Raw genomic sequence first — 14101 nt, 5'->3', positions numbered from 1 at the left:
CACCGGTCAATCTTGCAGTTAGGCCTGTTACAGATCGGCCAATGGGTGTTCATGTTCAAATGGCGACTCGAGCAAGGCAGATACCGCTTCTTGCGGTGCTATCTTGCCCTTGCCGTAACGCCAGTTGGGATTACGGTCCTTGTCGATAAGCAGCGCCCTGACACCCTCACAAAAATCACCTATGGCGCAGCAGTTGAGGCTGAGACCCAGCTCGAAGCGGAAACAATCCGCCAGGCTCATGTCAGTCCCAAGCCTTGACTGCTCGTAGGCCAGCGCCCAGCTCAGCGGGCTGCCGCTCAGCATGGTGTCACGGGCACGCTGCAACCAGCCCTCTTCGGTTTCCAAGGTCTGCATCTTGACGAGAATTTCCGCCATATCCCCGGTCATCAGCTCATCTATCTGAGCCTGATGGCCCTTCAAGCGACTGCTGCCGGGACGCTCTTCACTCTGGGTTTCCAATTCATTGAGCAGATCATGCAGCTTCTGCTGGTTGAGACTGGTGTTATTGCCCCAGTTAACCGTCGCCATGGCATCGAGCATGCGCTCTTTATCCGTTGAGGCCAGAAAATGATTGCCAATGCCGGTATAACGGGCATCGGCCGCATTCATATTGTAGGCGGTCAGGCCGAGAAACAGCCCAGTTTTACCCGGCATGCGGCCGAGAAAATAGCTGCCGCCGACATCCGGGTAAAGGCCAATGGTGACCTCAGGCATGGCGATGCGCGAGCGCTCGGTCAATACCCTGTGGCTGGCACCTATCATCAGCCCCAGACCACCACCCATCACTATGCCGTCACCCCAAACCAATACAGGCTTACCGAAGGTATGCAGCTGAAAGTCGAGCCGATACTCCTCTTCGAAAAACACCCGGGCTTCCTGGGTGTAACTGCCGGGATTGGCCTGCTGCGCCTGATACAGCGCCCGCACATCACCACCGGCGCAAAAGGCCTTGTCGCCGCTGCCGTCGAGGATCACGCAGGCAATCTGTTCATCCTGTTTCCAGGCAGCCAACTGCTTGGCCAGCAAACGCACCATGTTGAGGTTCAGTGCATTGAGTGCTTTTTCTACATTAAGTGTGGCCACACCAATCAACTTGCCGCTGGCGGTTCCCAGGGTCTGAAATACCACTTCATGACTCATATCAGCGCCTCCTTATGCGTTTTTCCAGTTGGCTGCGCGCTTCTCCAGGAAGGCATTGACCCCTTCTTTCTGATCTTGGGTGTCAAACAGAGCCACAAACAGCTCACGCTCCAGCGGCAGTGCCTGAGCTCTTGGCATATTACGTCCGGCCTGGATCAACTGCTTGCAAACGGTCACGCTCGATGGGCTCTGCTTGGCGGCCTTGGTCGCCAGCGCAATGGCGGCGCTCAGGGCCTCACCCTTACCAACTACCTCTTCGACCAAGCCAATCTCACGGGCCTTGGCGGCATCGATTCGCTCACCGCACAGGATCATCCGCTTGGCCCAGCCCTCACCGACCAGAGCGGTCAGATTCTGGGTGCCGCCGGCGCAAGGCAGCAGGCCAACTGTAGCCTCGGGTAATGCCAGCTGCGCCTGCTCTTCGGCGATACGGATATCACAGGCCAGTGCCACTTCCAAACCGCCGCCCATGGCATAGCCGTTAATGGCGGCAATAGACACACCACGAAAGGCGCTCAGGGTTTCAAATGCTTCGCCAAAACAGCGTGCCATGGTGGCGGCATTGCCTTTATCACCGTCGGCAAACAGCTTGAGATCGGCGCCGGCCGAGAAGAATTTCTCCCCTTCCCCTGTCAGTACCAAGGCATAGATATCGGGATCATTGTTGAGCTCTTCCACCTTGAGGCGCAGTTCATTGAGGCTCTCGGCCGTCCAGGTGTTGGCCGGTGGGTTATTGATGGTCAGAACAGCCGTATGGCCTTCGATATGCTCAATCAAAAAAGACATGAATGACTCCTTGCAATTCGGTTAAATGGGTGTGGCCTTAGAGGATCTCGCCGGCATGCTCATCCAGCAGACGGCGGGCGATGATAAGGCGCATAATCTCATTGGTTCCTTCCAGGATCTGGTGTACCCGTACATCACGGAAATGTCGCTCCAGCGGGTATTCGCGGATGTAGCCGTAACCGCCGTGAATTTGCAGCGCGCTGTCACACACGGCAAACCCTATGTCTGTGGCAAAACGCTTGGCCATGGCGCAATAAGCCGTGGCTTCGGGATCGCCGCTGTCCAGCTTAAATGCCGCCAGACGCACCATCTGCCGCGCGGCGACTAGTTCTGTGGCCATGTCGGCCAGCTTGAACTGCAGCGCCTGGAAGGCGGCCAGTGGTTTGCCGAACTGCTTGCGCTCATGCATATATTCGGTGGCGCGCTCAAGCGCAGCCTGAGCAGTACCCACAGAGCAGGTGGCGATATTGATGCGGCCGCCATCCAGGCCCTTCATGGCGAAGGTAAAGCCCTGGCCTTCCTCACCCAACAGATGATTAACCGGCACCCGCACGTTTTCAAAAGTAATGAGTCTGGTTGGCTGGGCGTTCCAGCCCATCTTGTCCTCGGCCTTGCCGTAGATAACGCCCTTGGCATCAGCCGGGATGGCAATCGCCGAAATTCCCTTGGGGCCGGCCTCACCGGTGCGGCACATTACCACCAAAAGCTCGGTGGCGCCGGCGCCCGAGATAAACATCTTGGAGCCGTTAATCACATACTCATCGCCGTCGCGCTCGGCGCGGGTGGCAAGTGAAGCGGCGTCACTGCCTGAACCCGGCTCGGTCAGGCAGTAAGAAGCCAGCTTGCTGCCTGTGGTCAGTGCTTCAGACCACTCGGCCCGCAGACTTTGCTGGCCCCAGGTCGTCACCATCCAGGTGGCCATGTTGTGAATGGTCAGCATGGCTGTGGTGGCAGTGCAGCCCTTGGCCAGCTCTTCAAAAATAATCGAGGCATCCAGACGCGACAGGCCCATGCCGCCTTCCGACTCGGGAGAATAGAGTGAACAGAATCCCAGCTCCCCGGCTCTTTGGATCACGTCTTTGGGAAAGTGATGCTCCTCATCCCATTTGGCGGCAAATGGGGCCAGTTCATCGGCGGCAAACTGGCGGGCCAGCTCGGCGAATTGGCGCTGATCTTCGTTGAGATTGAAATCCATGCTTGACTCCTGTGCGCAGATCTCTGCGTCTTGCGGTGATCCGGTGATGCCGGATCTCTTGTTATTTACTGTTGCGATTAAAAAGGGGCACCGGCCATTGCCGGTGCCCTTGGGCTCACACTATTATTTGAGGGCGATAGTCATGTTGGGACCAGAGGCGATATCAGACTCGAACCAACGGCTGGTGATGGTTTTGGTCTCTGTGTAAAAACGCACCGCCTGCTTGCCGTAGGCGTGCTGATCGCCGTAGAAGCTGCCCTTCCAACCCGTGAAAGAGAAAAATGGCAGCGGCACTGGAATGGGCACGTTGATACCCACCTGACCCACTTCGATTTCATGCTGGTACTTACGCGCCGCGGCGCCGCTGGCAGTAAAGATAGAGGTGCCGTTGCCGTAAGGACTGGCGTTAACCAGCTCAATGGCATCTTCCAGCGACTCGGCTTCCATACAGCAGAGCACAGGGCCGAAGATCTCTTCCTTGTAGATGCTCATGTCCGTGGTTACCTTGTCGAACATGGTCGGACCGACCCAGTTGCCTGACTCATAACCAGGTACAGTGCAGTCGGAACCATCGAGCAGACACTCGGCGCCTTCGGCCTTGCCCTCGGCGATAAGCTTGAGCACCCGCTCTTTGGCGGCCGGGCTGATGAGTGGGCCGTAACCGGCTTCCTTGTCATCCCAAAGACCGGGACGCACCTTGGACAGGGCTTCTTTCAGCTCAGGGATCCACTCTTTGGCGGCGCCGACAAACACAGCGACCGACAGCGCCATACAGCGTTGACCGGCAGCGCCAACCGAGGCGCCCACCAGGTTATTGATCACTTGCTGCTTGTTGGCATCAGGCATGATCACGCAGTGGTTCTTGGCACCGGCAAAGGCCTGCACCCGCTTGAGGTTGTCAGTGCCTGTCTTGTAGATGTACTGACCCACGCCCACAGAGCCCACAAAGGAAATCGCCTTGATATCCGGGTGAGACAGCAGTACATCAACCGCCGTTTTATCACCATGAACCAGCTGCAGCACCCCCTTGGGAGCCCCGGCCTGTTCAAACAACTCCACCAGACGCTGCGGCGTCATTGGGTCCTGCTCAGACGGCTTGAGAACGAAGGTGTTGCCGCAGGCGATAGCCAGCGGGAACATCCACAGCGGGATCATCGCCGGGAAGTTGAATGGCGTAATCCCGGCACAGACACCCAGCGGCTGAGTGTAGGAGTAGGTATCTATGCTGCGGGCCACGTTCTCAACCGTTTCACCCATCAGCAAGGAGGCGATGTTGCAGGCATGCTCGGCCACTTCAATGCCGCGCCAGACATCGCCCTTGGCATCTTCAAAGGTTTTACCCGTTTCCTGGGCCAAAATGGTAGCCAGCTCGTCATGGTGCTCTTTCAAAAGGTGCTGATAACGCAGCATTACCCGAGCACGCTCGGAAACGGCCACTTCCTTCCAGCTCTTGAAAGCTTCCTTGGCGCTGGCGATGGCGCGCTCAACTTCCGGCTGGGTCGCACAGTTGATAAAGGCGATGGTCTCATTGTTGGCCGGATTGGTAACATTGATCTGCTTGCTGCCGGAACCGTTGACGAATTCGCCATCTATGTAGTGCTTGACTTGTGTGCTCATAAGAATTCCTTGTAGGTAGTGGGACGACGCACCTACAGCTCTTGTGGCTGCTTTTTGATGGCGCCGTGTCCTGTCTTGTTGATTACTTTAATTTGTTGCCGGCCGCTGTCGCGGCCGACTGGATATCAGATCTCAATCGCCATGGCAGTGGCTTCACCGCCACCTATGCACAGCGATGCCATACCACGCTTGAGGCCTCGGGCCTTGAGCGCATGAATGAGAGTCACCAGCAGACGGGCGCCGGAGCAACCTATCGGATGACCAAGCGCACAGGCACCGCCATTGACGTTGACCTTGGCGGCATCCAGCCCCAACTCGCTGATGGCCAACATGGTCACCATGGCGAAGGCTTCGTTGATTTCGAAAAGGTCGACCTCATCCTTGCTCCAGCCGGTCTGTGCCAAGAGTTTTTGCATGGCACCCACAGGCGCCGTAGTAAACATGGCCGGCTCTTGGGAATGGGTAGCATGGCCCTTGATGGTAGCCATCACTGCCAGCCCCAGGTTTTCAGCCTGCTCACGGCTCATCAGCATCAAACTGGCGGCACCGTCGGAAATCGAACTGGAGTTGGCGGCGGTAATGGTGCCGTCTTTGGCAAAAGCGGGACGTAGCGCCGGGATCTTGTCAGGGCGGGCATTGCCGGGCTGCTCATCGGTATCAATCAGAGTATCGCCGCGGCGGCTGCTTACGGTTACCGGGACTATCTCCTCCTTGAAGGCACCTGAGGTAATGGCCGCATTGGCTTTTTCCAGTGAGCTCAGGGCAAAGGCGTCCATGGCTTCACGGGTCAGGCCAAAATCGTCGGCGGTTTTCTGGGCGAAGGTTCCCATGGCGCCCCCTGTATAGGCATCTTCCAGCCCATCGAGGAACATATGATCCAGCACCTTGCCGTGGCCCATGCGCATGCCGCCGCGAGCCTTATCCAGCAAATATGGCGCCTGACTCATGCTCTCCATACCTCCGGCAATCACGATATTGGCACTGCCGGCCTTGATAAGATCGTGCGCCAGCATCACGGTTTTCATCCCTGAGCCGCACACCTTGTTGACTGTGGTTGCGCCAACAGACTGGGGCAAACCTGCCCCTAAAACCGCCTGTCTGGCAGGGGCCTGACCGAGGCCGGCCGGCAATACACATCCCATCAGCACTTCATCGACCTGTTCGCCCTTCACTCCTGTAGTTTCCACCAAGGCCTTGATGCTGGAAGCCGCCAGCTGAGGAGAAGGCACAGTGGAAAGACAGCCCTGAAAACCGCCCATGGCGGTTCGTTTGGCGGCGACGATAACAATATCCTGAGGACGACTCATTGTTGACTCCCTTGTTGGGCACCCAAACACCGGCCCAACAGCAGGCCGGCGGTGTTAGGTGCAGCAAATTTGCACTCTGTTGCTGCCACTTTGACGTTTACGCGAACGTAAGGCAAGTAATAATTAGTCTAATACAGGCTCTGTTTATAGGTATTTTTGTCAGGGAGGATTTACAGCAGGATGACAGCGCGTGCCCTGAAAGAAAGCCAAAACACTACGGCTTAGAAAATATTAGAGAAGGAAATATCAGTTTAAGGAAGCATAAGCAGTAGAGGCTGACGCCATCTGGCTTGATATGAGCTAAGCCCTGACAGGAGCCACAAGACTGCGACTCCCGCCAACAAAACATTTGATGTTACAGCTCAGCCACTCTGTTCCCAGGGCGTAATAGCACTGAGATCCGATAAGTCATAAGGGGTCAACTGGTAGACATAATAGTTGAGCCAGTTGCTGATCAGTAGACTGCCATGACTATACCAACGGGCAATCGCTTCTGCCTCTGGGTCATCGTTGCGAAAATAGTTTTGCGGGATCTTGGGCGCCAAACCGGCCGCCAGATCTCTTTGATACTCATCTTTAAGGGTCGACTTGCGATACTCCGGATGCCCTATCACAAACAGGTTGCGATTATCCTTACTGATCACCAGATAGGCACCGGCTTGGTCTGACTCGGCCAGGACAGTCAGTTCAGGATGCGCCTTAAGCTCGTCCACATCCATCTGGGCATAACGGGAGTGCGGAGCATAAAACTCATCATCAAAGCCGCGCAGCAAGGGCACGTGGGCGCGAATACGCCTATGCTGATATACCCCGGAGCATTTTTCAGTGAGGATCTTGCGCTCAAGTTGATACAGGTGATAAAAACCGGCGTGGGCCGCCCAGCAGAGAAACAGTACCGAGGTGACATGCTCCTGTGACCAATCGATAATCTCGCGGATATGATCCCAATAGGTGACCTCCTCGAAATCGAGCTGTCCCAAGGGGGCGCCAGTGATGATCAGGCCATCATAGTTGCGATGGCGCACATCTTCAAAGTCACGGTAAAAGGTATTGAGGTGATCGCTCGGCGTATGTTTCGACTCTTTGTCGTGGATCCTGAGCAGATCGATATCCACCTGCAACGGAGTGTTGCCCAACAGCCGCAGCAACTGGGTTTCTGTCTCAATCTTGTTGGGCATCAGATTGAGGATCAACACCTTCATCGGCCGTATATCCTGCATCGCCGCCCGGCTCTCGGACATAACAAAAATGTTCTCCGACTCAAGCACACCGGCGGCTGGCAGGTTATCGGGTATTCTTACGGGCATAAAGCGCCTCTCCTGAACTTTCAGGGCAAGGCGCTTGGCTCGTTATTCCTGTTAGCGCCCTACCTTTTGCACCATGATTGATACAGGCTCAACCTTGTCGATATTGACAGGATAGGCCTGGGTATTGATAAAGAGTAAGTCATCCTTGAGGGTGATCCTGGCGCTGACACTGTAGCTGTGGCCACTCTGGAACTGATCCCGGGCAAGAATGAACTTAAAAGGCGTTGGACTGGTTACGCTGTCGCGCTGAATAACCGCCAGCACTTCTGCCGGAGCATCCGCCTTGGAAACGTCCTGAACCTGAACCGTCAATAAGGCCTCCGGTGGCAGCGCAATGCGCTCGCGGTACCAGACATCGCCATCAATTTCGACTGTGGCATTCGGGGTTGCACAACCTGTGAGTGCCATCATTCCTGCTACAGCCGCCATCATTGGCATGCGCAGCCAGTTGCCTGTCATTTTCATTGCTAGCTCCTAATCATACACAAAGACTTCTGGATGTCTATACATCCAAGTTTAATCATTGAGAACCTGTGAGGATAATCCTATCATAGGACTCCATTTTTGAGTTCAAATATCCTTATGACACAAGCAACTGCGATTATTGTGGGCGCCAGCTCACTCCTCAGCCGTGAAATAGCCCGCCGCCTGGCCGATGAAGGCACTAAACTGGCATTGCTGGCACAGGATCCCGACTCATTGAAAGAGTTTGCCGCCACCCTGGCAACCGAGGCTCAAGTGTTTGGCCTGGACATAGATAAACCGCAAACCTTGATAGCCGAGCTGGAACAGATTTGGCAACAGTTAGGGGGCGCACATCTGGTGTTGGTCAATACCGGACTCAACTCCTATCATCCGGATCTGCCCTGGCAGCTTGAAGATGAGATCATCAGTGTCAATGTCCGTGGCTTTGCCGCCGTCTGCAACACAGCTTTCAGGCTGTTTCGCGAACAGGGTTATGGCCAACTCGCTGCCATCAACTCCATTGCCGGTCTTCGCGGTGGCCCCAGCGTGGCTTTTCATGCCTCCAAAGCCTTTGGAATCAACTATCTCGAGGGGTTGTCCATGCATGCTCAAAGGCTCAAGCTACCGATCACCATTACGGATATTCAATTGGGGTTGCTGGATAAAGCAGCGCTGCAACAAAGTAAGCTGTGGTTATCACCCGTAGATGTGGTAGCCGGGCAAATCATCCGCGCCCTGCAAAAAGGCAAACGCCGGGTCTATGTCACCAAACGCTGGGCGACGGTTGCCTGGCTCACCAAACTACTGCCTGAGTTTATCTACAATACCCGCCACTGGAAGGTGAAGAAACGCAGAGGGCAATAGAGATAAAATAAACTTCTCATTGTTGACCATAAAAAAGGCGCCGGAGGCGCCTTTTTTATGGTTGAGAGCTCTTGGGTTGGGAGCTTGGGCTTGGAAGACGTTAGAAAGTGTAACCTATGCTGACCATATAGACCCAAGGATCGATATCGGTTTCGATAGTCACAGCAGCAACTTCACTATTGCTGGTGCCATAGTGATAGTTGAACTTAACATCAGTACTGATCTCGGCATACCAAACTGAAGCGTTCACCAACCAATTATCATTGATTTGGTAATCCAGACCCACTTGTGCGGCCCAGCCCCAGGAGTTACTCATACTCAGATCCGAGAGTTTGCCACCGACATCATTGGTAAATTCATTGTCGAAGAAGTTGGTATAGTTAACACCGACACCCACGTAAGGACGCAGCTTGGACTCGGCATTACCGAAATAGTACTGGGCTACCAAGGTAGGTGGCAGGTGTTTGGTTTCAGCAATCTTGCCCAGCTCTCCGAGAGAAACATCATGGCTGAATGGGGTCGCGGCCAGCAGTTCGATACCAAAGTTATCTGTCAGCATATAACCAAAGTTCAGACCCAACTGGGTGTTATTGTCCACACTAAAGGTGCCAAGGTTTCCCAGATCCGGGGTAACAACATTTTGGCTGGATTCATCCGGGGCGACTACAACAGCACCGGCACGAACGATAAAGTCACCGGCCTTGTGGGCCAGTGCAGGGGCAGCAACAGTAGAAAAAAGGGCGGCGGCAATCAATCCTGATACGATATTTTTTTTCATCATCTCACTCCGTAGCGACAACACAGCGCTTTGTTTTTTATTACATCCATAACAACTGAGGCCACACTGCCAGATTTAACCCTTCACATTTTTGATCTGCATCAAGCGTTTCGAGTGATACCCAGTTTGAGATAGCACAAGCGCGAAACAGATCACACAAACTAAAGATTTATTGATATTGCACCTTTAAATTAAGTGAGCCAGCTCAAAACTTCACTATCCCTAAAGTGAAATAAAAGTACATTTTTCGAACAGACGCGCCCAAGCGAAAAGCAACCAAAACTTAACAACTGGTGTCAGATATAAATGCTGAAAAATACTATTTAAGCGGTATTTTCAACTAAAACATATCGGAGAGTTCAACGAATATTTGAGAACAGAAATCAAAAATGGAGGCCACTCGACAGAAGATATTCATCTGCAATAACGGCAAGCCAATTGTTCAAGTGAGGAGGGATTCAACGAAAATAATGGAGCCACAGGCGTTTGAGTGTGTGAGCCTAGAACAATGTTTCGAGTAATGGAGTTTTTAATAACGGAGTCTTTAATAACGGAGTCTTTAATAACGGATAGTCTGCCAACCAGTTCTTGGCCTTGTGCCGACTCTCGAATACTCCGGGAGTGCTCTTAGGATTAGGGCTGAGTTCCAACGCCAGCAAAGGGCCTAGCGGGAATAGATTAAGCAGTTGCAACTCCCCTGCTCTCAACCTGACAGCCAGGGCCGTTTGCTGCTCAGGCCAGTAACTCATGGCATCAGACACTGAAACATAGGGCTGATGATTGTTTTTAAGGTGCATCCTGGCTTGGTTCTTTACCGACCATGGTAAGTCGAGCGCGGCGACCAACTTGGCCTCATAGGCCCTGTCGGTGACTTCCGAGTGGTCGCTTGGCTCAAAGTAGATCACATCTATATCGCTGAGCCTGGATACAGTGCCGTGCAACTTGTCCCACACCAGGTTACGAACAAACCCCGCCGCCAGCCAGGCATCAATAGGCCCAAGGTTTGCAACACACTCAAGTGCCTGCATCCGCATCCTGTCTTGCCTGAGCCAGTTTTCAATCAGCTCAGTCGCCTCGGTTTCACTGACTTGCAGCGACCCTCTGGGCTCGAACTCATCGTATATCACCCATAGTCCCCCTTAAAAAGACAAAAGCCCCCGCAGAGCGGAGGCCTTTGAGTTTAACTCAAGCTATCACTTATCTTCAGTATCTCTATCCATGTTCTCTGTATTTTCCAGCCAGAGAGCATTGATGATGCCGAAAGAACAAGCCAATAAAATGCCGAGTATCCAAGTGAAATACCACATAATTCAGGCTCCTTAGTACAGTGATGCGCTGTTGTTTTCAATGTGCTTGCGATTCAAGCGACCATACATCTTGAAGTAGGTCCAACAAGTATAACTAAGCACAATAGGAACAAAGATAATTGCCACCCAAGTCATAACGTTCAGTGCCATCTGACTGGCAGTGGCATCCCACATGGTCAGGCTGACGTTAGGATCCTGTGATGAAGGCATCACGAATGGGAACATAGCTGCACCACAAGTCAGTATGATACCGGCAATGGCCAGTGAGCTGAACAGGAAGGCGAAACCACTACGGCCGAAACGGCTGGTCAGCAGTACCAAGGCAGGAGCCAACAGGCCCAGAGCCGGGAACAGCATAGTCACTGGATACTTGTCATAGTTGGCCAGCCAAGCACCGGCTACCACTTCAACTGTCTTCTGAGTTGGATCAGATACGGCGTTAGTATCCAGAACCGAAGTCACCACATAGCCGTCAATGCCATAAGCCAACCACACACCGGCAGCACCAAACAGTACTATCAGCAATACAGCAGTCAACTGAGCGGCAGCAGCGGCGCGATGGCGTAGCTCACCTTCGGTCTTCATCTGCAGCCAGCAAGCACCCTGCATCATGAACATACAGGCACTGACCAGACCGGCCAACAAGCCAAAGCCATTGAGCAGACCCAGCAGGCCGCCATCATAATGGGCACGCATATATTCATCAAAGCTGAACGGTACACCTTGCAGCAGGTTACCAAAGGCAACACCTATGATGAGTGGCGGTACAAAACCGGCCACAAACAAGGCCCAGTCCCAGCTCTTGCGCCAGCGTGGATCTTCTATCTTGGAGCGATAGTCAAAACCCACAGGACGTAGATACAGCGCCAATAACACTAAGATCATGGCGACATAAAAGCCGGAGAATGATACGGCGTAAACTGTTGGCCAAGCGGCGAACAAAGCACCGGCACCGGTAATCAACCATACTTGGTTACCATCCCAATGAGGAGCAACCGTGTTAATCATGATCCGACGTTCAGTGTCGTCTTTACCGAGGATTGGCAACAAGGCACCAACCCCCATATCAAAGCCATCGGTCACAGCGAAGCCAATAAGCAAAACGCCAACCAACAACCACCAGACAAATCTTACTATTTCATAATCAAACATAATGAAATCCCTCTGCTCAGGCTTCTAGTTTTTCAAAGTGATAACGGCCGGTCTTGAGACTGCTGGGACCCAGGCGCGCAAACTTGAACATCAGGAAGAGTTCGATAACCAGCAGCACAGTGTAGAACAAAGTAATGCTGATGATACTGAACCAGAGATCACTCACGGTCAGACTGGATGCAGACACAAAGGTCGGCAACACTTCTGAAATGGTCCAAGGCTGGCGACCATACTCAGCGACAAACCAACCACACTCGATGGCAATCCAAGGCAGAGGCAAGCTGTAAAGCGCGGCCTTGAGGACCCACTTCTTCTCTTCAATCTGGTGACGAGTGCTCTGCCAGAATGCGGCAGCAAACACCACCAACATCACAACACCCAGGGCAACCATGATACGGAAAGTCCAGAACAGTGGTGCAACACTTGGGATAGAATCCAGCGCGGCAGCCTTAATTTGCTCTTCGGTGGCATCAACCACTTTGTCTGTGTAACGCTTCAGCAGCAGGCCATAACCCAGGTCAACTTTCTGCTCTTCAAAGGCTGCGCGAACCGCAGGGTCTTCTTCAATAGCAGGGTCGGCCTTGGCAGCACGCAGTTGCTCAAGCAGAGCATATGCCTTCATACCGTTACGGATACGAACTTCGTGCTCGGCAACCAGATCCTTGATACCTGTCACTTCTTCATCAATAGAGCGAGTGGCGATAATACCCATGGCGTATGGGATCTTGATGGCATAGTCAGTATGCATAGTTTCCTGATTAGGGAAACCAACGGCAGTAAAGGCTGCCGGAGCAGGTTCTGTATGCCATTCAGCTTCGATTGCTGCCAGCTTAACCCGCTGAGCTTCACCAACCTTGTAGCCGGATTCGTCACCCAGAACGATAACGGACAGGATAGAAGCCATACCGAAGCTAGCTGCAATAGCGAAAGAACGGCGGGCAAAAGGTAAGTCACGCTTCTTGAGGATGTAGTAGGCACTGATAGCCAGAACAAACATGGCACCGGCCACATAACCGGAGGCCACAGTGTGAACAAATTTAACCTGGGCAACAGGGTTAAGTACCACGTCTGCGAAACTGGTCATTTCCATACGCATGGTTTCATAGTTGAACACGCTACCCACAGGGTTTTGCATCCAGCCGTTGGCAACCAGGATCCACAGCGCAGACAAGTTACTTCCCAAGGCCACCAACCAGGTTACTGCCAGGTGTTGACGCTTGGAGAATCTGTCCCAACCGAAGAAGAACATACCCACGAAAGTGGATTCCAGGAAGAATGCCATCAAACCCTCGATGGCGAGAGGAGCACCAAAAATGTCACCCACATAGTGTGAGTAATAAGACCAGTTGGTACCAAACTGGAACTCCATTGCCAGACCTGTGGTAACCCCCAGGGCAAAGTTAATACCAAAAAGCTTGCCCCAGAATTTGGTCATGTCCTTATAAATCTGCTTATCAGTCATCACATAAAGTGATTCCATGATTGCCAGCAGAAAGGCCAGACCCAAAGTCAAAGGAACAAACAAGAAGTGATACATGGCTGTCAGCGCAAATTGAAAGCGCGATAGCTCGACGACTTCTTCAACTATCATTTGTGACTCCTTACATGGTGCTCCGCCCACTGCCTTTAGATCCCCATCAAAGACAGCGGGTGGTGAGTTGGATAGCTTAGTTCATTAATTTCTTATCTACCCGGATATCCGGATAAACCACCCAAATGATCCGCCTTGCCTCTCCCCAGCTTTCCAAAGGCTCAAAAATCGGCTTTTTCCAGCCAGAGCGAGAGGCGAATCACGCTTTTGCAGACTTATGCGATCAGCATCAGCATTTGCCAGTGTTCCAATATTTGCAAATTATTTAATATCAGTCACTTGCGCTATTAGTTCAGCTAAGATTTGCCCTGATTTTATACCACTTGAATTTGACGCAAATCAATCAAACTCCGGCCTTTAGCTGGGTTTTGCGGTGAGGGACACAGGCACCAATAAAATACATTGACCAATCACCAGATATGTGCTAGACACTTTACTTCAATATGATATAACAACAACTTTTGGAAGCTTCACCAAGATTTAATCAAAAACCTGATAAAACAAACTTTTTAACAATTTCGAAAGTTAAATATACTAACAACAAAAATAAAACCCCACACACAACCAGGAATAAATAACTGTTTTACATACA

13 protein-coding genes are annotated in these 14101 nt (G+C 52.6%); 1 reads left to right on the top strand and 12 read right to left on the bottom strand.

Annotated features, from left to right (window positions below):
* Positions 1-27: 27 nt before the first annotated feature.
* The 7 genes from AYI96_RS00120 to AYI96_RS00090 form a co-directional block, all read right to left on the bottom strand.
* Positions 28-1140: an enoyl-CoA hydratase/isomerase family protein gene (locus AYI96_RS00120; protein ID WP_039032779.1), complete on the bottom strand. Its 1113-nt coding sequence runs from the start codon at positions 1138-1140 to the stop codon at positions 28-30.
* A gap of 12 nt (positions 1141-1152) precedes the next feature.
* Entirely contained in the window at positions 1153-1926 is a 774-nt protein-coding gene (locus AYI96_RS00115; protein ID WP_039032778.1) for an enoyl-CoA hydratase, read from the bottom strand.
* A 37-nt stretch (positions 1927-1963) separates the two neighbouring features.
* Positions 1964-3121 (bottom strand): acyl-CoA dehydrogenase family protein, encoded by a 1158-nt coding sequence (locus AYI96_RS00110; RefSeq protein ID WP_025009787.1) that lies wholly within the window; start codon positions 3119-3121, stop codon positions 1964-1966.
* A 123-nt stretch (positions 3122-3244) separates the two neighbouring features.
* The gene (locus tag AYI96_RS00105; RefSeq protein WP_025009786.1) at positions 3245-4738 is read right to left on the bottom strand and encodes a CoA-acylating methylmalonate-semialdehyde dehydrogenase; all 1494 of its coding nucleotides are present in this window, start codon (positions 4736-4738) and stop codon (positions 3245-3247) included.
* A gap of 125 nt (positions 4739-4863) precedes the next feature.
* Positions 4864-6045, bottom strand: coding sequence for a thiolase family protein (locus tag AYI96_RS00100; protein ID WP_144360742.1), 1182 nt, complete (start codon positions 6043-6045; stop codon positions 4864-4866).
* Positions 6046-6407: 362 nt separating this feature from the next.
* Positions 6408-7352 (bottom strand): homoserine O-succinyltransferase, encoded by a 945-nt coding sequence (gene metA, locus AYI96_RS00095; protein WP_071475958.1) that lies wholly within the window; start codon positions 7350-7352, stop codon positions 6408-6410.
* Between the two features lie 51 nt (positions 7353-7403).
* Positions 7404-7817, bottom strand: coding sequence for a YbaY family lipoprotein (locus tag AYI96_RS00090; RefSeq protein WP_071475959.1), 414 nt, complete (start codon positions 7815-7817; stop codon positions 7404-7406).
* A 117-nt stretch (positions 7818-7934) separates the two neighbouring features.
* On the opposite strand from AYI96_RS00090, the gene AYI96_RS00085 reads away from it, so the two are divergent.
* Positions 7935-8681 carry an SDR family NAD(P)-dependent oxidoreductase gene (locus tag AYI96_RS00085; protein ID WP_039032773.1) on the top strand — a complete coding sequence of 249 codons (747 nt, stop codon included), beginning with the start codon at positions 7935-7937 and terminating at the stop codon, positions 8679-8681.
* A gap of 100 nt (positions 8682-8781) precedes the next feature.
* Here AYI96_RS00085 and ompW read toward each other — a convergent pair whose 3' ends face one another.
* From ompW to AYI96_RS00060, 5 genes are all read right to left on the bottom strand, one after another.
* Positions 8782-9462 (bottom strand): outer membrane protein OmpW, encoded by a 681-nt coding sequence (gene ompW, locus AYI96_RS00080; RefSeq protein WP_071475960.1) that lies wholly within the window; start codon positions 9460-9462, stop codon positions 8782-8784.
* Positions 9463-9959: 497 nt separating this feature from the next.
* Entirely contained in the window at positions 9960-10586 is a 627-nt protein-coding gene (locus AYI96_RS00075) for a nucleotidyltransferase family protein (protein ID WP_256213879.1), read from the bottom strand.
* A 66-nt stretch (positions 10587-10652) separates the two neighbouring features.
* The gene (gene cydX, locus AYI96_RS00070; RefSeq protein WP_039032771.1) at positions 10653-10766 is read right to left on the bottom strand and encodes a cytochrome bd-I oxidase subunit CydX; all 114 of its coding nucleotides are present in this window, start codon (positions 10764-10766) and stop codon (positions 10653-10655) included.
* A gap of 12 nt (positions 10767-10778) precedes the next feature.
* Entirely contained in the window at positions 10779-11918 is a 1140-nt protein-coding gene (cydB, locus tag AYI96_RS00065) for a cytochrome d ubiquinol oxidase subunit II (RefSeq protein ID WP_039032770.1), read from the bottom strand.
* Between the two features lie 16 nt (positions 11919-11934).
* Positions 11935-13509: a cytochrome ubiquinol oxidase subunit I gene (locus AYI96_RS00060; RefSeq protein WP_039032769.1), complete on the bottom strand. Its 1575-nt coding sequence runs from the start codon at positions 13507-13509 to the stop codon at positions 11935-11937.
* Positions 13510-14101: the final 592 nt, after the last annotated feature.

The organism is Shewanella sp. MSW, from assembly GCF_007636515.1.
GTDB lineage: Bacteria > Pseudomonadota > Gammaproteobacteria > Enterobacterales > Shewanellaceae > Shewanella > Shewanella indica.
The sequence above is the reverse complement of the archived record's forward strand: the minus strand, read 5'-3'. Positions and strand labels throughout refer to the sequence as shown.